This window comes from Perlabentimonas gracilis (genome assembly GCF_011174675.1).
Lineage (GTDB): Bacteria > Bacteroidota > Bacteroidia > Bacteroidales > Tenuifilaceae > Perlabentimonas > Perlabentimonas gracilis.
The window spans coordinates 152,121-170,095 of record NZ_JAANIG010000004.1 but is presented as its reverse complement, the minus strand read 5'-3'; the positions used below and the strand labels follow the sequence as shown (position 1 = coordinate 170,095).

Genomic DNA, 17,975 nt, shown 5'->3' with positions numbered 1-17,975 from the left:
ATCGCCGTCGGTTGTTCCTTGCCGTTGCAAAGTTAGAAAAGAATGTTTATGTTTGTTTAACCATCTATACAAAAGTCCGATTGATAGGGGGCTAAACCAAGTACAAGTAAATGGGTGTTGAAATTTAGTATGAACACAAGAACCCAGAACGATACTATTGCCAACCAACCATTTATTTCGGTAATGTAATCGAAGGCACTCTTAGGCACGTTAACTCTTGGGCGATTGCTCATTTTTGAATTTCTTTAGCCCCTTTCGGTGGTTTGCCCAAATCCTAAAAATGTGAAATACAGCTAGGGCAAAAGCCAACACACCAAGCCCAATGGCTATGTATAGGAACCATTGCGTTGGGTTCTCGGAGTAAATTTTTTGATATCCCCAAAGCACTAGAGACATTGTAGCTGCAAGAATAAGCGATATGTACTTGGTGTTGAAACCTGAGTTTCGGTCGTAGCGGTTGGGTCGGCGGAGGTTTACCATGGATTTACTATTTGCCCCCAAATATAAGTTAAATTCAACGTTCACCAAAGGGGGTGTTCGTTTATGAACACTTTTTGATCGAATTTGAACAAATATATCCAAGTCAATATAGGGGCAATCTATTGTATTCCAACTACAAACGTTTTGTGGTATAAGATGTGAAGTGTGAGGGGCAAAACAAATATAATTATGCCATTCACAAAAGGAAAGCAAACATCTATTCTTCTCATCTTTCTAACGATTGCTCTATTGTACTCCTGCCAAAAGGACGATACCATTGTGCAAAGCCTTTTCGACCTGTCGGGTGCACCCCTACAATACGACGACAGCAATGCCTCAAGGCATTTGAATGTGGTGGCAGTAAGTATGATTTGCTCAAAAGATAAATCGGAAAACATTAGTACAGTTCGGCAAAAGGCCACTGAGGCCAAAGAGCAACACCCCAATGCTGAGCTAATTCTGTTTAGCGAATCGGTTCTAGGCTGGTATATCGACGATGATAACCCCGAGCCCTATCAGCGTAGCATAGCCGAAACTATACCTGGCCCAGCCACCGACAGCATTGCCAAAACAGCAAAAGAACTAGGATGTTACATAGGGCTGGGGTTAACCGAACTTAATACCGGAAACCATTACAACTCATTTGTACTAATTGATCCTAACGGTGAGATAATGGCAATACACCGTAAGGTAAATATTACTCCCGAGGATATTTTAAGCGGAATAACACCAGCCGCTAAGGTCGATTCGAGCGTTACGCTTGTTACCATTAACAACATAAAAATTGGGATGATTATCTGTGCCGATGTGAATGGGTTCTGGCTTACCAAGCAGCTCACCGATCGCAAGGCAGAGGTAATTCTTCACCCCATGGCATCGGAAGTTTCTATGTTTAAAATCGATGCAGTAAGCCGTCAGTTCAATGCCTGGGAGGTTTTTGCCAACCGTTACGGAACTGAACTCAACCGAAAGTATAGCGGCACAACGTTTATTGCCGATCCAGCTGGAACAATTCGTGTTGGCGATAGCCAGATGGAAGGGTTTTACTATTACAGAATAGGAGTGAACTAGCATGAAATACACAAACATAATATTTATAGTATTAGCCACGGTCATACTTACTATTGGTGTTAAGAACAATAATGCTTATGCTCAAAACAAAACTGATTATGGCACAGCATGGTATATTGGAACTAACCCAGTGGCCATTCCCCTAGGGTTTTCGATAAAGGATGAGGCAAAACGTTTTCTCCCCATAGCCGCAGGCAACGAGTATGGAGCAAATGTTGTGGGAGGCTACTTTTTTCGTCCCAATCAGAATATTGAGGGAAGGCTTTCGTTATCAAACATCCATCAGGTGGCATTTGTGGGGCAGTTTCATTTGGGCACAAATTATTACTTTCATAAGGGCAAAATCAACAATAGTAAAATGGGCTGGTACATTGGCGGCTTTGCCAAGTATTGGGATTTTTACAATAGACAAACCGATATTCACTTCCACAATATTTCACCATACATCGGTGCTGGATATACCTTTTCGGCTAAACGATTTCTGCTAGACTTACGAATTAACCAAACCCTAGCGGTATATTCCTGGTCTAGCCTTGAGCAAACAAAGGGCAATGCAGCCTGGATGTTCTCGCCATGGCCCGAGTTTATTCCTGTGATTCCTACCATTTCATTAACTATTTCATACAAACATAAAAAGAGTAAAGCTATGAACAAGCATATTTTTTTCGATAATCTAACAGCATCGGTTGGTGCTATGGTAGCTGGTAAGAAGAAGTTTTTTGCCAATAGTATACAAAGCCCAACCTTCGAGGAGCAGGTTGCAGCAGTAGAGCTTGAGTTTCCCAAAATTGCTGGCGAGGGCGTTTACGAAGTGCGCGCTAGAACCAAGGCGGGCGATCTCGATCCAGCGTTCTGTGTAGCTCAATGGAAAGGTCCCGATTTCCCAACCATTATCTACAACCATGGTAACAACGAGCGCCCCTTCGAGTTTAAAAAATCGGCAAAAAACACTTTCTACAATATCTTTATAAATACCAAGGATACCATCGAGGCCAATTTAATAGTTGTAAGGGCGCCATTTCATAATAGTTCGCTTAAGCAATATCAGGACACTATGGTTGACCTTAGCAACTTCACGGCTATGATTGCTACATCTGTAAAACTTAACGAAGAACTAGTCAAGGAAATTAGAAAGAATTCAACTGCTCCAGTAATTATTACTGGCATTAGTTTAGGTGGTTGGGTAACAAACATACACCGTGCAATATACAATACCTCAACAGCATACGCCCCACTAATGGCAGGAACGTATCTTGGAGAGCTATTTATTAAGAGTAAATACCGCAAAATGGCATCGGATATTGCATTGCACAACCCTCAAGAAATAAGGAGAGTGCTCAATTTTGATGATGATTTTAATAGGAGGGACACCCAGAACCTATTCCCTTTACTATCAAAGTACGATCAGTTTATTGAGTACGATATTCAAAAAGAGAGTTACAACGGTTATCCATTAAAAACAATTGAATGTGGTCATGTAACGGGTGCTATCAATTCAAGCGAGCTAAGGAATCATATCCTTTCTGTTTTAAGATCGATTGATAAATAGAATGCAGAGATGAAGAAGTGGCGGACAAAAAATGGTTACCATATTTTCCGTGTAGTTACCGGAAGGAGTAATGCTTACCTCGTTTCCTACGGGGGCAGGAACATCCTTGTCGACACTGGCACTTCTCCATACTATAATCGCTTAATTAAAAACATCAATTCGATTATAACTTATAGCGAGCATATTGATATGATTGTGCTAACCCATACGCATTTCGATCATTGTCAGAATGCCTCACGCCTCAGGCGCGATCATGGCAGCATAATTCTTGCAAGTAGGTACGAGTCGGAATTCGCTAAGAAAGGTTATACACCTATCCCCAAGGGAACTTGGGCGTATTCGAGACTCATATCAAAAATTGGTAGCCCAATTGGCTCTAGTTTTTTGGGCTATCCACTGTTCCCCATTGATATTGAGGTGGAAGATGAGTATGCCTTTAACGATTTTGATTTGAACCTGAAAGTTTTAAGCACTCCAGGGCACTCGGCTGGTTCAATAAGCCTAATTGTAGACAATGAGATAGCTGTAGTGGGTGATGCAATGTTTGGAATTTTTAGAAATTCCATCTTGCCTCCTTTTGCTGACGATAAACGTAAGATGTTTGAATCCTGGAAGAAACTTTACGCAACTGGATGCCGATTATTCCTACCCGGGCACGGTAAAAATTTTGAGAAAGGGTTGATATATCGCGAAATGAATAGATTCAATTTAGAACCCCTGAAAGCAGAATAAAACTTAGAATATGAAAGAACGAGAAAAACTAGTGGCTCCCTGCGGAATCGACTGCGGAACCTGCGAATTTTACTTAAGTAAGCATAACGAGCAAATTTTAGAATGCCTCGTTTCAAAAGGAATCCCCAAGAATATATTACCCTGCGACGGTTGCAGAAACATAGATGGGAAATGCCCAATAATGCCAACTGATTGTGCAACCTTTTCATGCACAAAATCAAAAGGTGTTGACTTTTGCTCCGATTGCAAAGATTTTCCCTGTAATATGCTTGCACCAGCAGCCGATAGGGCAAATACCTTACCCCACAATCTAAAGGTATTCAACCTTTGCACCATTAAACGCGATGGATTGGAAAGTTTTATTGGCCAATCGGGGAAAATCAAACTCTCATATTTTAAGGGGAGAATGGTTATTGGCAAAGGGCCTGAACAAGTTAATTAATCGAAGTTTTAAGTTATGAGAATTGGTGATAATAAGAAAGTTGGGCTATTTCTGGCCATAACATTTGGCCTTAGCTGGACAATGGCCATGGTTTACTGGTTGGTTGGTGGAAGCACCAATACGGCATCCACGCCCTACTTTATTATGACGATAACCTTTATGTTTACTCCAATGATTTCTGCGCTATTGGTTCAGAAATTAATTTTTAAGCAGGATATTAGAAAAAGCCTTGGGGTAAACTTTAAGTGGAATAGATGGTGGACAATTGCTTGGCTTCTGCCACTGGTTATTGCTTTGGCCACAATGGGTGTTGGACTGCTATTCCCAAGCGTTAGCTTTAGCCTCGGAATGGAGGGAATGTTCGATCGTTTTGAGGGCCTGCTCACCCCTGAGCAGATGGATGAGATGCGGAATATGGAGCTACCCGTGCATCCCTTTTTCATAACCCTAATCCAAGGATTAATAGCAGCCTTAACCATTAATGCAGTTGCAGGTTTTGGCGAGGAGTTGGGCTGGCGAGGTATTCTTTACGAAAGTTTAAAACACAAAGGATTCTGGAGAATGTCTCTGATTATTGGCTTGATCTGGGGCATTTGGCATGCGCCAATTATACTTATGGGGCATAATTACCCCGAAAATCCGATAACCGGAATTTTTATGATGATTGCGTTCTGCATTCTTTTCTCTCCAATATTTACATTAATCAGAGAGAAAAGTGGTTCTGTAATAGCTGCTTCCATTCTTCACGGTGGAATTAATGCGCTGGGAGGCACTGCAATTATGCTCCTAAAAGGGGGCAATGAGCTGCTTATTGGACTAACTGGTCTAGCTGGATTTACTGTTCTGATAATTTTTAACATAATGATATTAATCTACTTAAATAAATCTAACAAGCTAAAAACTAATTAGTATGATACTTTCAACAACACATTCGGTTCCCAACAGGGAAATTACAGAGATTCTAGGTATTGCCAGGGGCAGCACTGTACGTAGCCGCAATATTGGTCGCGATATTCTTGCTGGACTTAAAAACATTGTGGGTGGCGAGATAGAGGAATATACCCAGTTGCAAGCACAAGCTCGAGAACAGGCAATGCAGCGTATGGTTGACGATGCCAATAGGCTGGGCGCCGATGCCATTGTGGGAATTCAAATAACCACAGCTATGGTTACTAGTGGAGCCGCCGAAATTCTGGCATTTGGAACTGCTGTAAAGCTCCATTAGTATGAATGCGCTAAAAATTATTCTTGCAATTCAAATTTTTTCTGCCATTGTTGCACTTGGCGCTATAGTATACATGGCAATAAGAAGGAGCAGGCGTAAGGACAAGGAGTTCTTTGAAAAAAGAGATAATTAATTATGAGAAATAGTATAGAGAAACATTCGTTAAGTCAATCCATATTTCTGCATCTATTACCTGGAGCACTAGTCGGACTTTGCTATTTTCTCTTGGCGCCAATAGTTATAGAGTATGGATTTCCTAATGTAATGGCCTTAATAATTGCAGGAATTGTTGTGCTCCTCCCTTTTGAGTTGGGTTTCCTTCTATACCAGAAGAAAATATCAGGTAAAAAGTTTTTTGGAGGAATCGTCAAATATCACAAAAAACTAAAAGGTTGGCAGTACATCCTGTGGGTTGCAGTAATATTTGTTTTAACTGGCCTTGCTTTTAAAATATTTGCCTTCGCATCTGAGTACTTGATGCATTTATTTACCTGGATGCCTTCGACATATATGCTTGATATGGGTCTTGGTGGTGAATATTCCAGAATAAACTTGATAATTACTTACAGCCTTTTCTTTTTGTTCATGGTGTTGATTTTACCTGCCGTAGAGGAGCTTTACTTTAGAGGATACCTACTGCCCAGAATGCCCAGCAATCTTAAGGGTTGGGTAGTTCCAATACATAGCGCACTCTTTGCGCTATATCATACTTGGACACCCTGGTTATTTATTACCCGAACCATAGGCGTGCTACCTCTAATTTATTTGGTAAAGCGAAAGGAAAACATATACATAGGGATTATTGCACATTGTATTATAAATTCTATTGATTTAATAATTGGTTTAGTATTAATTATGAACCTATAGAATAAAATGAAAGATATTTATACTGATTATGAAACGCTTAGTTGTTTTTACTTTACTTGCTTTTAGCATTTTCACGAATTGTTTCGCCCAAAAACCCACCCAAACCATTCGAGGGGTGATTTACGATGCTGTAACCAAGGAAACACTTCCCGGGGCAAATATTATACTTATTAATGAAAACATAGGGGTTACTTCCGATTTGGATGGCAAATTTCTACTAGAGAAGGTTGAGGTGGGTCGCTATAACCTACAGGTTAGCTTTATGGGGTACGAACCACTAATAATACCCGAACTGCTTGTTGGATCTGGTAGAGAGGTTGTGCTCGATGTTGCATTGGAGCAATCGGTATCGGAGCTTGAGGGCGTAGTGGTAAAGGCAACCATACGCAAGGATAAGCCCATAAACAGCATGGCAACCGTTAGCGCCCGCACATTCTCGGTTGAGGAGGCAAGGCGTTACGCTGGTGCGCTCGACGATCCGGGTAGAATGGCCGGTAACTTCGCTGGGGTTACTCCTGTTGCCGCTCACCAAAATGCCATTGTGGTAAGGGGTAATGCACCAAAGGGATTGCTTTGGAGGTTGGAAGGGGTCGATATTCCTGTGCCAAGCCATTTTTCAGGATCAAATATTGCGGGTGGCGGTGGATTAACAATATTTAGCAGCCAGCTTTTGGCCAACTCCGATTTCTACACCGGCGCTTTCCCCGCCGAGTTTGGAAACGCATCGGCCGGTGTTTTCGAGATGAGGCTACGGAATGGCAATAGCCAGAGGTACGAGTACGCTTTCCAAGTTGGTATTCAGGGAATTGAAGCCGCTGCCGAGGGGCCATTTAAAAAGAATCACGGCAGCTCATTCCTCATCAACTATCGCTACTCAACCATGGCGCTAATCTTCCCTCTTCTGCCCGAGGTGAAGGGAGCCAATGAGCTGCCAATTTATCAGGATTTATCATTCAAAATACATTTGCCAACGGCAAAGGCTGGTCAATTCTCCATTTGGGGTGTTGGTGGGCTAAGCGAAAGCAGCATGAAGGGCTACAACGAGGTTGATGAGTGGATATACCCCGAAAACAGGGTGAAAATGAAGTTCAACTACAGTATGGGCGTTGCAGGGATTACCCATACCCAAGGCATAAACTCAAAAGCACACCTAAGAACAACCATCGCCTTAAATTCAGGGCAACATAAGTACAAAGAGGAGGCCAGGCTATTTGAGGATACTCCCTCTGTCTTGCATCCTCTGTTTTATGTTGAGAGTACCGAGGGGATGGCTACCCTAAACTCAACGGTATCCACAGCCTCATCATCCCGATTAAGTTTTAAAACTGGCATTGATGTCAACCTGCACTACTACTCACTAAATGGCGATTCAAGAGATTTCCAAACTGGCGATTACGGAAACTTTTTAAGTGGTGATGGAACAGGTGCGGTTGTAAAGGCATTTGCTCAGGCAAAGTATTCGGTAACTCAAAACTTCTACTGCAACGCCGGGGCAAACGTGTCGTGGTTTGAACTGAATAATGAGCTGCGGGTTGAACCGCGCCTATCTGCCAGCTGGCAGGCAAACCCGCAAAATCGCCTATCCGTTGGATACGGCAACCACAGTCAGATAGAGCCACTATTCGTTTACTTCGTATCGAAAACCAATGCCCAAACGGGCGAATCGTACTTCCCCAATATGAACCTGAAAAGAATGGGGGCGCACCATTTTGTGCTGGGTTACGATTTTTCTCCAACTCAGCATCTTCGCATTAAGGTTGAGCCATACTACCAGTACCTGTACAATGTTCCGGTTGTTGATGGGGAAATATATTCGATGATAAACTTTATGAGCGATTGGACCTTCGATAAGGTGCTAGTAAATAAAGGTACAGGTGAAAATATTGGGATTGACTTAACCCTTGAGCGATTCCTAAAGGATGGGTACTACTACCTTATCACCTCATCGCTATACAAATCGCAGTACACCGATGGTGATGGTGTTAAGAGCAAATCGCGCTATAGCGGTGGGTATGTGATTAATCTTGTTGGAGGTAAGGAATGGACAATCAAAAAAAGAAATCTGCTGGGCATAAATGCCAAAGTAGCTTTTTTTGGTCCCTACTGGCACCAACCCGTTGATATTGATGAAACAAAGCTAAGAGGAGATATTGTTTACAACGAGCAAATGCCATTCACGTATCGGCATTCAAATCTCGAAACCATATCCGATTTAACGCTTACTTATCGCATCAACCACCTGGGGGCATCCTCGGTGTTTGCCTTACAGGTAAAGAATATTATTGGTAGGCAGTACTTGGGAAAGAAGTATAATTTACAAACCCAAGAGGTTGAGGACGATTTTTTTACTAGTCCAGTGCCCTTTATTAGCTACAAAATAGAGTTTTAGTAAATCATACTAATTAAAATGGTTAAGGTTTAAATTGTCTGACAAATAAAAAATTGATGATGAGTGAAATTGCAGAGGTTATAATTAAAATGGAGGTAGCTGCCCTTGAACGATGGAACAATGGCGATCCCAGCGGATTCCTCGATATCTCAGATGAGGACGTTGTTTACTTCGACCCGATGACAGAGCTACGAATTGACGGGTTGAAAAACCTAACGGCATTGTACGAAAGCATAAGAGGGAAAATATTTGTTGATAGATACAAGATGCTAAACCCCAAAGTACAAAGCCTCGATAGGATGGCCGTACTAACCTATAATTTAGAATCATACATTGAGAACAAGGTTATAAAGTGGAACTGCACCGAGGTTTATCAACTTGCGAAAGATAATAAGTGGAGGATAATACAAACGCATTGGTCGTTAACAAAAGCTGTTGAAGCGCTTTAAAACAAATAGACAATGAAAGCATTACTGGTAGTTGATATACAAAAAGGGCTAACAAAACGTAAAGGTTTTTACAATACCGATCTGTTCTTCAGAACAGTAAATTCTGCCATTAAGCAATACAGCAGCAACGGTTTGCCCATTATTTACATTCAGCATATTAACAAGATGCTAATTCCCAACACCACCGATTGGGAAATTGATGACCGGGCAATAATATGTTCCCAAGGAATCGTTCTCCAGAAAAATCACGGGAATGCGTTTACGAATACCGATCTTGATAGTATATTGTCATCAAAAAACGTTGATGAAATTTTGGTTTGTGGCCTCTCAACGCAGCACTGCGTAAAGTTCACCTGCCTAGGTGGAGTGAAGAATGGTTTCTGCGTTTCAATTCTAAAAAATGGGCATTCTAACTGGGCAAAGAATGCCGAGGAGCTGGTTAATAAAACAGAGAATGAGCTCACCTCGATGGGCGTGAAAATATTTGATTTGCTGTCCCGTTAGGGACATAATATGGGTAAACATAAACGTAAAATAATAACACCGTGCCGTTAGGTACGAAATATTCTGTACCTTTTATCTTGCCTAAGTCACCAGATAACAGACAAGCCAAACTGCACCGTGAAATCGATTTGTATAGTAGTATTTAACCACATAACAATCAATAAAAACTCAAATTATATCCATTATGAAAACTTTTCAAATCATCATCATTGTTGTTGCAGCAATAGTTGCAATTGTTTTAGGCTTTGCAGCCTACTGGGGTGCTTTTAAAAGCATCCAGTTTAGCGTGGTTGAGCAGGGTGGCGAAACCCTTGTTTACGAAGAGATGACAGGCGATTACCGCCAAAGCGGGGTGGTTATGGATAGGGTTTACTACTCGCTGCTAAACGATTACAAAATCGAAACCTTTAAGGGTTTTGGTATCTACTTCGACAATCCGCAAAAAGTGGAAACCAGCAAGCTGCGCTCTGAGCTTGGATGCATTCTCGAGGAATCGGATATTCATCGGCTAAGCGAGCTGAAGGGCAACTTCAAAATCAAAACCTACCCCAAGGGTAAGTACATTGTTGCAGAATTCCCCTACAAGGGAAAACTCTCTGTAATATCTGGTATTATGAAGGTTTACCCTGCGCTAAACAAATTTGTAAAGGTGAAAGGATACGATGAGGAGGGTGCAATTATGGAGATTTACGATACGCCGGGGAAGAAGATTATTTACAGGAAAGAGTTATAAAGTAAGTTATGGAGAAAAGCTTAACATCCAAAGGCATCTTCCCTAACCAATGGGCGTTTACCCTTCTGTTCCCATTGCGCAAAATATTTATTTCGCCCAAGCAGCTAATTGAGCGAATGGAGCTGGAAGAGAACCATACCGTTTTGGAGTTGGGCCCTGGCCCTGGTTTCTTCAGCGTTCCCGTAGCCAAAATATTAAAAAAAGGGAAGCTTGTCCTTGCCGACATCCAACAGGAGATGCTTGATTATGCCAAGAAGAGGATTGAAAGGAGAAAGTTAACCAATGTAGATTTTTATCTGTGCAATGGCAAAAACTTCGCTTTTGACGATGAATCCTTCGATAGAATCTTTATGGTTACCGTTCTTGGGGAGGTGGAGAACCAAGATGAATATATACAGGAGTTTTACAGGATGCTAAAGCCCAGCGGCATTCTCTCTGTGTCGGAGCAGGCTGGTGATCCGGATAAAATGACAGCAGAGCAAATAAGAAAATTAGCAGAAAGGCACAACTTTTCGTTTTGTCGAGTATATGGAAGCCGAAGGAATTTTACGGTTAATTTTAAAAAACGAATCAATATTATTTGAAATTATAATAGAAGAGATGGACGTTAGAGTAAAAATTTGCTGCATAAGCAGCATTGAGGAGGCTAACCTGGCCATAAAGTATGGTGCCTCGGCCTTGGGGCTGGTGGGTAAAATGCCCAGCGGGCCTGGCGTAATTGATGATAATTTGATAAGAAAGATTGTTGAGACCGTTCCACCGCCCATATCAACCTTTCTGTTAACCAGCGAGACCAACGCCAACGATGTAATTGCGCATTACCAACGAGTTCACACCTCTACCATCCAAATGGTTGATAATGTTGACCACCAAGAGTATGAAAAAATACGAACTGCGCTACCTCACGTAAAGTTGGTTCAGGTTATCCACGTTATCGACGAGGAGTCGGTTGCCGAGGCCATAGAAATTTCCGAGTATGTGGATGCCCTACTCTTGGATAGTGGGAATCCAAATCTACCAATCAAAGAGTTGGGTGGCACCGGTAGGGCACATGATTGGAACCTAAGCAAGAAAATCTGCGAGTCGGTTAGTATTCCGGTTTTTCTGGCGGGTGGAATTTGTAAGGATAATGTAAACAAGGCAATCGAGGTGGTAAAGCCCTTTGGCGTTGATCTATGCAGCAGCGTAAGGACTAACGGGGCTTTGGATGAAAATAAGCTAAGAGAGTTTTTTGAAACAATAGGATAAGGAAGTAAATTGTATTCACTTACCTAGTCTGTAAATGTATTGAAATGAGTTTGATCTTTCATATTCTAATTTACTTAATAACCCTATCCGTTTTCATCTATGTCTCCTTATTGCTTAAACCTCGAATTTGGCTACATCGGATGCCCCCTGCGGTTAGGGCTAAGGTAAATGGAAAAACTCCAGAGGAGAGAAGATGGTTTGTTATACTGGGAGTTCCTTTGGGGCTAGTATTCTTTTTTTATCCCATTGCTATTACGGCACTAATGTACAATCAGCTTCATCATATTTTGCTCAGCTTATTTGCCTTTACTGCTGGGTTTGCCATATGGGACACGCTAATTCTCGACCTACTTATCTTTTGCGGGATAACGCCAAAGCCAATGATTATTGAAGGAACAACCAAGCACGACTATAAAGACAAAATGTATCATCTAAAATCGGGGGCTAAGGGTTTGGTAATGGCTATTGTTTATTCGGTCGTTATGGGGTTATTAGTCTATTGCATATAATCAAAAATGATGGACATTAATATTGAAAAAATCAATTGCAAAACGGCCCTCAATAAGCTGAAGCGAAAAATCCCATACGGATGGGATCTCAATATTTACAGGGGCTGCAAAAATGGGTGCAGGTATTGCTATGCTTAATACTCGCTTTAGGTTTTGGGCGAGAATTAGTTTTCTACCTTGAGATCAGATTAAATCGCTAGTTGTAAAACAACTAAGACAAACCAGAGTACAACAGGTTAGGGCACCTTCTCCTTTAATCAGCAGGGCGATTTTGTAAAATATTGCGCGCTGCGCTACAACGGCAACGCCCCCGATGCCAAGTGCTATGATTGGGTGATAGATTTAGATGAGTATGCCGAGTTTGACGGTGTTAGGATCCCCTCAAAATGCCGTGCCACATGGAAACTTGAGGAAGGGGACTGGACTTGGTGCCAGATTGAAATTACGAAGATAAAATACAATATCGACAGTTTATAGTGTTTAAAGATGTCTCTTTTTTCCAATTTTACCAACTTCGCTCGGAATACTTTTGCCGTGTCAATTATTTGTTAAATCAAAAAAAAACAAAAATGGAAAAATTAATCTCATGGGTAGAGATACCCGCGGCAAATTTCGACAGGGCAGTGGATTTTTACAACTCGGTATTCAAGTTAGACCTTCAGAAACAGGATTTTGAAGCGGAAAAAATGGTCTGTTTCCCAACGGGTGAGGGGGCAATATCGTTCGCACCTGATTTTAAACCATCGGAGAATGGAACATTGGTTAGCTTTAACGCACCCGACAGCATTGATGAGACACTGGCACGGGTTGAAAAGAATGGAGGTAAAACCATAATCCCCAAAACCAAAATTGAGGCCGAGGGGCGCGATTACTTTGCAACTTGCCTCGATTCCGAAGGGAATAGGATTGGGCTTTACGGAAAGTAAAATCTCAATGCAAGAAAGTGCAAGGCCTTTTAAGCGCCTTGCGCTTTTGCTACCCACACCTTTGTTGGCTAATCCTTTAAAAACCATTAATTTTGCCCAATGGCAATGAGCACTTCAAAACCAGCGTCAATTCTCGAACCCTACATTAAGCAGTATTGGGGTATCGAGAATGTATTGCCAAAAGGAGAGCAGTATGTTCACCGCATTATCCCTTGCGGTTTATCCGAGCTGATGTTCTACTTTGGAGAAAGACCCCTTGTTCTTGACTCAAGAAAAAGCTTTAACGAGAACGTTGTGCTTAATGGCCATCAGAAGGAATTTTTTGATATTCAGATAGCAAACCAAATATCACTTTTCTCAATTGCATTTCAGCCCCAGGGACTAATGAAGTTCTTTAATATTCCGATGAACGAAGCGTATAACCAGAGTATCCCGCTAAAATACATTGACCGGGTTCTCGAAAAGGAGCTTTTCCCCAGATTGCAAGACGCTGAAACATTTGAGCAAAGGGCTGAAATTGTGAATTCTCATTTCACTACTCTTTTGGCAAAGAATTACGCAAATTTTGAATTTCAGCGTGTAAGACATATTGTTAACACCATCAAATCCTCAAAAGGATTAATTGGTGTTGATTCTCTTTCGAGTGAAGCATGCCTTAGCCGTAAGCAGTTCGAAAGGGTTTTTACAAAGCATATCGGTTCAACGCCCAAGCAATACCTAAAAACGGTGAGGTTGCAACACTCTTTGCATTTAAAGAGTAAAGATAAGGACAAGAGCCTAACCCAACTGGCCTACGATTGTGGTTACTACGACCAGTCGCATTTTATTAACGAGTTCAAGCAGCAAACCGGATATACACCCAAGCAGTACTTTGGTAATTACGACTCCTACTCCGATTTTTTTGATGGATAGAATTGTAGTAAAATGACTTTGCCATAAAAATGAAAAAGTTTTGGATTATCCTGTTTTTTGCATCACTCGTTACAGCCCTTAATGCACAGACAATTGATAAAGACTTTATTGAAGCTGTGGACGCTTTCTCTCGTCGTGATTACCCTCGTGCAGTTAAAGGCTTTAGCAAAGCCATAGGGGGTGATTCAACTAATGTTAATGCATACTACAACAGGGCTAACTCCTATGCCGAGCTAGAGGAGCACGAAAAAGCCATTGCAGATTTTAACAAAGCCATTGAGCTGCAGCCTCATTTCTCTCGAGCATACTTTGAGCGGGGAACTGCTTGGCAAACTCTTGGCAACTTAGCCGCTGCAATTGATGACTATTCAAAATCTATAGAGTTAGAACCTACCTATGCAAGAGCATACTATGAGCGCGGACTTGCCTACCATTCGCTTGATAGCCTAAACTATGCCATTGCCGATTACACTATGGCCATCGAATTAAACCCTAAAATATCGCGAGCCTATTTTAATAGGGGCATAGCCTATGCAACTGTTGGCGATATGGTAAAGGCCTGTAGCGATTGGGAAAAGACAGCGAATTTGGGATTTGACGATGCTGCCAAAATGCTAATGGAATTCTGTAAGTAGTTTGATTTTTCTGTTTATATCCTCACCATCTCCCTTTTACGATTTGTGAAACGGGCGATCTCCTTATAACCAAGCGCCTTAATTTCGGCAATGGCATCAGCGAAGAATTGGCCAACATTCTGCTCCACGTGGGCATCGGAGCCAAGGGTTATGGGAACTTTGTAGTGGGCAAGTCGCTCAAGGAACTGCGCCGAGGGGTAAAACTCTTCGCAGGGCTTAATGCGGCCGCTGGTGTTTATCTCCACCACCACATCGGCCTTTTTAAAGGTTTGGGCGGCTTCGTCGTAAAGGTCGTCTAGGGGAAAGGTGGGGTAGTAGGCAAACTTTTTGGCTAGGTCGCAATGGCCAATAATATCGAATAACTTCGACTTGGCCGACTGCTGCACAGCCTTAAAGTACTGGCGGTAAAAGCGGTTGATATCAATGGTGTCGTACTCCTTAACATCAGTATCGAAATTCCATTCATCGATAAAATGGACGGAACCAATTACGTAGTCGATGGGTAGCTTAGATAGTATTTCCTGTATCTGCTTCTCCATTCCGAAGAAGTAGTCCATTTCCACGCCAAACTTTACTTTTACTCCCTGCGTGTCGCCAGTCTGCACATCCTTAACCCGGGCAATCATCTCATCAATACGCTCAATGGGCAAGGCCCAGCCTACCGGTTTTAGGCTGATATGGTCTGTAAATCCAATCTCACTAATTCCCTTAAAGGCTGCAGACGCCACCATTTGCTCGTGCGTGTCGCGCCCATCGGAGAGGTAGGTGTGCATATGGTAATCGAGGAGCATATCCTGATTTTAATTGGTAAACAACTCTATCTCCAAATAGTTTTAAAGTGGAGGTTAGTATGCGCCAACCCCGTATTGAGGTTACTCGTAATTAATTGTCTAATATCGTTATGTTAAGGAATAAATTGACCTTAAACCAACCCGTTGGAGTTATCCCTATTTGTTAAAAGGTTGTGTAGCCACCACCGTCCTTTTCCTCCTTGTCCATCACAAATTTAAACCCCCCATCACCATTACTTTGGTTTGCTGGGGTTTTAGGTAGATTTATCTTTTTAGGCAATACAGGTGCTTTTGGCTTTTCGTAGCCTTTTCTTTTAAAGTTTACAGTTTCAGCGATTTTAAAGAACGATATGGCCTCGGCCAGCTTGTCGGATTGGCTCTTCACTTCCTGTGCGCTCGAGGCCAGCTCTTCGCTCATAGAGGCATTCTCCTGTACCGTTTTGTTGAGGTTCTGTATGGCGTTGTTAACCTGCTCGGCGCCGGAGGTTTGCTCCATGCTGGAGGATGTAATTTCTTGGATAAGGGTAAGGTTTTCTTTCACCTTTGGGATAACCGCTTTGAGTTTCTCATTCGCCTGATCAGAGGCGTTTCTGAGTTTGTTCGCCATAGCCTCTATATCCTGTGCCGAGGCTGCCGAGCGTTCAGCCAGCTTGCGAACCTCTGCAGCAACTACAGCAAAGCCTTTGCCATGCTCGCCAGCTCTTGCCGCTTCAACAGCTGCGTTTAGGGCAAGTATGTTGGTTTGAAACGAAATATCCTGAATAATTCCAATTTTCTCGCTAATCTGATTAACAAGTTGAAGCGCTTCGGTAGCAGCAGTTACCCCGCTCACAACCCCGCTCTCGGTATCAACGGCCACCTTCTCGGCGCGTCGCGAGTTTTCCGATGTTTGGTCGATATTGGCCGCCATCTCCTCCATGCTCGATGAGATCTCCTCAGTGGAGGAGGCCTGATCGTTGGCTCTTTGCGATATTTGCTGGCTACTGGTGTTGAACAGAACGCTGGCCTCGGCAATGCTTTCCGATCCCTGTACAATGCTGTCGGTAATTTCCTTAAGCACATCGCCCATGTTGTTCAGGCTACGGGCCAAATCGCCTATCTCATCATGCTTTACAAGAAGGTCGTTATCGAGTTTTACCGTTAAGTCGCCCGAAGCAATGATTTCGGCAAACTTTACCCCCCGCTTAATGCTGCTCGATAGGTTTTTGCTAAACACAACCGATACACCAGCAGTTCCTACAATAAGAATAAATAGAATGGTGATAATAAAGATTATGTTCCGGCCACGCTGCTTGTTGAAAACCACCGTACTGCTTTCAATAATCCTATCTAAATTAGCTTTCAGGTTTGTTGCCACCTGGTTTATGCCAATGTAAATCGCTTGTGTTTCGCCAATTGCACCCCAGCATTCTTTGCCAAGGGCAATGTAACGGCCTACCTGTTGACTTAGTTCTCCGTCAGATGCCTCCGCCTGAAACTGATTAGCAGCACGCTCCCATATATCATAGTCGGACTTGTTGCCAGTGGCAATGAATCGTTGCCCTAAAAACCGAACCCGATATGCCTGTGCGCTGTAGTTGGGGTGGGAGGCAATTATTTGGTCGGTAATGCCATTGGCCTCCCCAAGAATTCTTGCACGTTTTTGGTTTATCTCGTTGAGCTTAGCTGTTGAGGTTTTGTATTCCGTAACCTCCCTGAGCATCTCGTTAATGATGGGCACGTTGGAACTTTGCAGCGGGTTTTCTCTAAAATCATTGAGGACTTGATCCACTTCCTGTATACTTTTCTCAAGCCGCCCCAGCGTTTCGTAATCTGGGTTACGCATAAAGATTAAGAAGTTATTGTCGGCCGATATCCGTGCCTTGTCGGCTATATGTAGGTCTAAAATTTTTGCTCTAATGCCATTGATTTGGTTGAAGCTAAGAAATGTAGCGCCAGCAGCAAGCAGAGCAATGGTTGATAACGAACCAAATATTAGGGTTAGCTTGGTTCTGATTTTTAGTTTCAAGAGGTTCATTTTGGGTTTACTTCGGGTTATTACCTATTTGCTTTAGTTATAAAAGTAGTAACTAAATCTAAATGTACCAAACGGAAAATTTACAAAGCATCTCTACAAATAGTTTCTTTTATAATTATCTGTTAGGTTTATGATTCCTAAAATTTTCTGCACTGCCGGTTGGATTTGATAAGCAGCAAAATACTGGTTTGGATAGTAATCGTAAATTTTTTTTAGATGAATCCAATTAACGGTATAGCCCCCATCGAGAGGCAAGTTCTACACCATGAGCCAAGAGCAGTGCTGCCCATTGTAAAGATTTTACGTAAAGTTGGAATGTGCAGCATTAGCAAAAGGTTATGCCCGTGCTAACAAAAGATGGCCAACCCGAATGCCAGTATCTGACAGATCGATTTTTTTTTAATGTAGTAGTTAAAAGCGACAATTCATTTTGTAATTTTTTCGCATTCAATGATAGTTCACACAAATTGCTGCGCTTTATCGATTCATACCAGAG

Annotated in this window: 21 protein-coding genes and 1 pseudogene; 19 read left to right on the top strand and 3 right to left on the bottom strand. The window is 42.2% G+C overall.

The features are described 5' to 3' along the window. Positions 1 to 210 precede the first annotated feature (210 nt). On the bottom strand, positions 211 to 480 hold the full coding sequence (locus tag G8O23_RS03420; RefSeq protein WP_166361768.1) for a hypothetical protein: 270 nt from the start codon (positions 478 to 480) through the stop codon (positions 211 to 213). 189 nt (positions 481 to 669) lie between these two features. Between G8O23_RS03420 and G8O23_RS03415 the strand changes: the two genes are divergently transcribed. The 19 genes and pseudogenes from G8O23_RS03415 (at position 670) to G8O23_RS03335 (ending at position 14,671) form a co-directional block, all read left to right on the top strand. After that, positions 670 to 1,551, top strand: a complete 882-nt coding sequence (locus G8O23_RS03415; protein ID WP_166361766.1) for a carbon-nitrogen hydrolase family protein — start codon at positions 670 to 672, stop codon at positions 1,549 to 1,551. Position 1,552: 1 nt separating this feature from the next. Further along, the gene (locus tag G8O23_RS03410) at positions 1,553 to 3,100 is read left to right on the top strand and encodes a hypothetical protein (protein ID WP_166361764.1); all 1,548 of its coding nucleotides are present in this window, start codon (positions 1,553 to 1,555) and stop codon (positions 3,098 to 3,100) included. A 9-nt stretch (positions 3,101 to 3,109) separates the two neighbouring features. After that, entirely contained in the window at positions 3,110 to 3,832 is a 723-nt protein-coding gene (locus G8O23_RS03405) for an MBL fold metallo-hydrolase (RefSeq protein WP_166361762.1), read from the top strand. Between the two features lie 10 nt (positions 3,833 to 3,842). Then, positions 3,843 to 4,274 carry a DUF3795 domain-containing protein gene (locus tag G8O23_RS03400; protein WP_166361760.1) on the top strand — a complete coding sequence of 144 codons (432 nt, stop codon included), beginning with the start codon at positions 3,843 to 3,845 and terminating at the stop codon, positions 4,272 to 4,274. 15 nt (positions 4,275 to 4,289) lie between these two features. Continuing rightward, the gene (locus G8O23_RS03395; RefSeq protein WP_166361758.1) at positions 4,290 to 5,183 is read left to right on the top strand and encodes a CPBP family intramembrane glutamic endopeptidase; all 894 of its coding nucleotides are present in this window, start codon (positions 4,290 to 4,292) and stop codon (positions 5,181 to 5,183) included. A gap of 1 nt (position 5,184) precedes the next feature. After that, positions 5,185 to 5,499: a YbjQ family protein gene (locus tag G8O23_RS03390; RefSeq protein ID WP_166361756.1), complete on the top strand. Its 315-nt coding sequence runs from the start codon at positions 5,185 to 5,187 to the stop codon at positions 5,497 to 5,499. Position 5,500: 1 nt separating this feature from the next. After that, complete coding sequence (locus G8O23_RS17525; RefSeq protein ID WP_262888052.1) at positions 5,501 to 5,632, top strand: hypothetical protein; 132 nt, start codon at positions 5,501 to 5,503, stop codon at positions 5,630 to 5,632. A 2-nt stretch (positions 5,633 to 5,634) separates the two neighbouring features. Next, positions 5,635 to 6,366 carry a CPBP family intramembrane glutamic endopeptidase gene (locus G8O23_RS03385; RefSeq protein ID WP_166361754.1) on the top strand — a complete coding sequence of 244 codons (732 nt, stop codon included), beginning with the start codon at positions 5,635 to 5,637 and terminating at the stop codon, positions 6,364 to 6,366. Positions 6,367 to 6,394: 28 nt separating this feature from the next. Continuing rightward, on the top strand, positions 6,395 to 8,755 hold the full coding sequence (locus tag G8O23_RS03380) for a TonB-dependent receptor (protein ID WP_166361752.1): 2,361 nt from the start codon (positions 6,395 to 6,397) through the stop codon (positions 8,753 to 8,755). Positions 8,756 to 8,811: 56 nt separating this feature from the next. Next, positions 8,812 to 9,204, top strand: coding sequence for a YybH family protein (locus G8O23_RS03375; RefSeq protein WP_166361750.1), 393 nt, complete (start codon positions 8,812 to 8,814; stop codon positions 9,202 to 9,204). Between the two features lie 12 nt (positions 9,205 to 9,216). Further along, entirely contained in the window at positions 9,217 to 9,708 is a 492-nt protein-coding gene (locus G8O23_RS03370) for an isochorismatase family protein (RefSeq protein ID WP_166361748.1), read from the top strand. Positions 9,709 to 9,892: 184 nt separating this feature from the next. Further along, on the top strand, positions 9,893 to 10,441 hold the full coding sequence (locus G8O23_RS03365) for a GyrI-like domain-containing protein (protein ID WP_166361746.1): 549 nt from the start codon (positions 9,893 to 9,895) through the stop codon (positions 10,439 to 10,441). Between the two features lie 8 nt (positions 10,442 to 10,449). Then, positions 10,450 to 11,025, top strand: a complete 576-nt coding sequence (locus G8O23_RS03360; RefSeq protein WP_166361744.1) for a class I SAM-dependent methyltransferase — start codon at positions 10,450 to 10,452, stop codon at positions 11,023 to 11,025. A 16-nt stretch (positions 11,026 to 11,041) separates the two neighbouring features. After that, positions 11,042 to 11,689: a phosphoribosylanthranilate isomerase gene (locus tag G8O23_RS03355; RefSeq protein ID WP_166361742.1), complete on the top strand. Its 648-nt coding sequence runs from the start codon at positions 11,042 to 11,044 to the stop codon at positions 11,687 to 11,689. Between the two features lie 44 nt (positions 11,690 to 11,733). Next, complete coding sequence (locus G8O23_RS03350; RefSeq protein WP_166361740.1) at positions 11,734 to 12,198, top strand: hypothetical protein; 465 nt, start codon at positions 11,734 to 11,736, stop codon at positions 12,196 to 12,198. 252 nt (positions 12,199 to 12,450) lie between these two features. Then, positions 12,451 to 12,675, top strand: a pseudogene (locus G8O23_RS17680) (DUF6544 family protein); the annotation flags it as partial. 92 nt (positions 12,676 to 12,767) lie between these two features. Further along, positions 12,768 to 13,124 (top strand): VOC family protein, encoded by a 357-nt coding sequence (locus tag G8O23_RS03345; RefSeq protein ID WP_166361738.1) that lies wholly within the window; start codon positions 12,768 to 12,770, stop codon positions 13,122 to 13,124. Between the two features lie 105 nt (positions 13,125 to 13,229). After that, the gene (locus tag G8O23_RS03340; RefSeq protein WP_166361736.1) at positions 13,230 to 14,036 is read left to right on the top strand and encodes a helix-turn-helix domain-containing protein; all 807 of its coding nucleotides are present in this window, start codon (positions 13,230 to 13,232) and stop codon (positions 14,034 to 14,036) included. Between the two features lie 29 nt (positions 14,037 to 14,065). Continuing rightward, entirely contained in the window at positions 14,066 to 14,671 is a 606-nt protein-coding gene (locus G8O23_RS03335; RefSeq protein ID WP_166361734.1) for a tetratricopeptide repeat protein, read from the top strand. 14 nt (positions 14,672 to 14,685) lie between these two features. Here G8O23_RS03335 and G8O23_RS03330 read toward each other — a convergent pair whose 3' ends face one another. Next, complete coding sequence (locus G8O23_RS03330; protein ID WP_166361732.1) at positions 14,686 to 15,462, bottom strand: histidinol-phosphatase HisJ family protein; 777 nt, start codon at positions 15,460 to 15,462, stop codon at positions 14,686 to 14,688. A gap of 163 nt (positions 15,463 to 15,625) precedes the next feature. Next, complete coding sequence (locus G8O23_RS03325; protein WP_166361730.1) at positions 15,626 to 17,470, bottom strand: methyl-accepting chemotaxis protein; 1,845 nt, start codon at positions 17,468 to 17,470, stop codon at positions 15,626 to 15,628. Positions 17,471 to 17,975: the final 505 nt, after the last annotated feature.

Coding starts and splice junctions, on each gene's coding strand:
- G8O23_RS03420 (WP_166361768.1), bottom strand. CDS start 480: ATGGTAAACCTCCGCCGACCCAACCGCTACGACCGAAACTCAGGTTTC.
- G8O23_RS03415 (WP_166361766.1), top strand. CDS start 670: ATGCCATTCACAAAAGGAAAGCAAACATCTATTCTTCTCATCTTTCTA.
- G8O23_RS03410 (WP_166361764.1), top strand. CDS start 1,553: ATGAAATACACAAACATAATATTTATAGTATTAGCCACGGTCATACTT.
- G8O23_RS03405 (WP_166361762.1), top strand. CDS start 3,110: ATGAAGAAGTGGCGGACAAAAAATGGTTACCATATTTTCCGTGTAGTT.
- G8O23_RS03400 (WP_166361760.1), top strand. CDS start 3,843: ATGAAAGAACGAGAAAAACTAGTGGCTCCCTGCGGAATCGACTGCGGA.
- G8O23_RS03395 (WP_166361758.1), top strand. CDS start 4,290: ATGAGAATTGGTGATAATAAGAAAGTTGGGCTATTTCTGGCCATAACA.
- G8O23_RS03390 (WP_166361756.1), top strand. CDS start 5,185: ATGATACTTTCAACAACACATTCGGTTCCCAACAGGGAAATTACAGAG.
- G8O23_RS17525 (WP_262888052.1), top strand. CDS start 5,501: ATGAATGCGCTAAAAATTATTCTTGCAATTCAAATTTTTTCTGCCATT.
- G8O23_RS03385 (WP_166361754.1), top strand. CDS start 5,635: ATGAGAAATAGTATAGAGAAACATTCGTTAAGTCAATCCATATTTCTG.
- G8O23_RS03380 (WP_166361752.1), top strand. CDS start 6,395: ATGAAACGCTTAGTTGTTTTTACTTTACTTGCTTTTAGCATTTTCACG.
- G8O23_RS03375 (WP_166361750.1), top strand. CDS start 8,812: ATGATGAGTGAAATTGCAGAGGTTATAATTAAAATGGAGGTAGCTGCC.
- G8O23_RS03370 (WP_166361748.1), top strand. CDS start 9,217: ATGAAAGCATTACTGGTAGTTGATATACAAAAAGGGCTAACAAAACGT.
- G8O23_RS03365 (WP_166361746.1), top strand. CDS start 9,893: ATGAAAACTTTTCAAATCATCATCATTGTTGTTGCAGCAATAGTTGCA.
- G8O23_RS03360 (WP_166361744.1), top strand. CDS start 10,450: ATGGAGAAAAGCTTAACATCCAAAGGCATCTTCCCTAACCAATGGGCG.
- G8O23_RS03355 (WP_166361742.1), top strand. CDS start 11,042: ATGGACGTTAGAGTAAAAATTTGCTGCATAAGCAGCATTGAGGAGGCT.
- G8O23_RS03350 (WP_166361740.1), top strand. CDS start 11,734: ATGAGTTTGATCTTTCATATTCTAATTTACTTAATAACCCTATCCGTT.
- G8O23_RS03345 (WP_166361738.1), top strand. CDS start 12,768: ATGGAAAAATTAATCTCATGGGTAGAGATACCCGCGGCAAATTTCGAC.
- G8O23_RS03340 (WP_166361736.1), top strand. CDS start 13,230: ATGAGCACTTCAAAACCAGCGTCAATTCTCGAACCCTACATTAAGCAG.
- G8O23_RS03335 (WP_166361734.1), top strand. CDS start 14,066: ATGAAAAAGTTTTGGATTATCCTGTTTTTTGCATCACTCGTTACAGCC.
- G8O23_RS03330 (WP_166361732.1), bottom strand. CDS start 15,462: ATGCTCCTCGATTACCATATGCACACCTACCTCTCCGATGGGCGCGAC.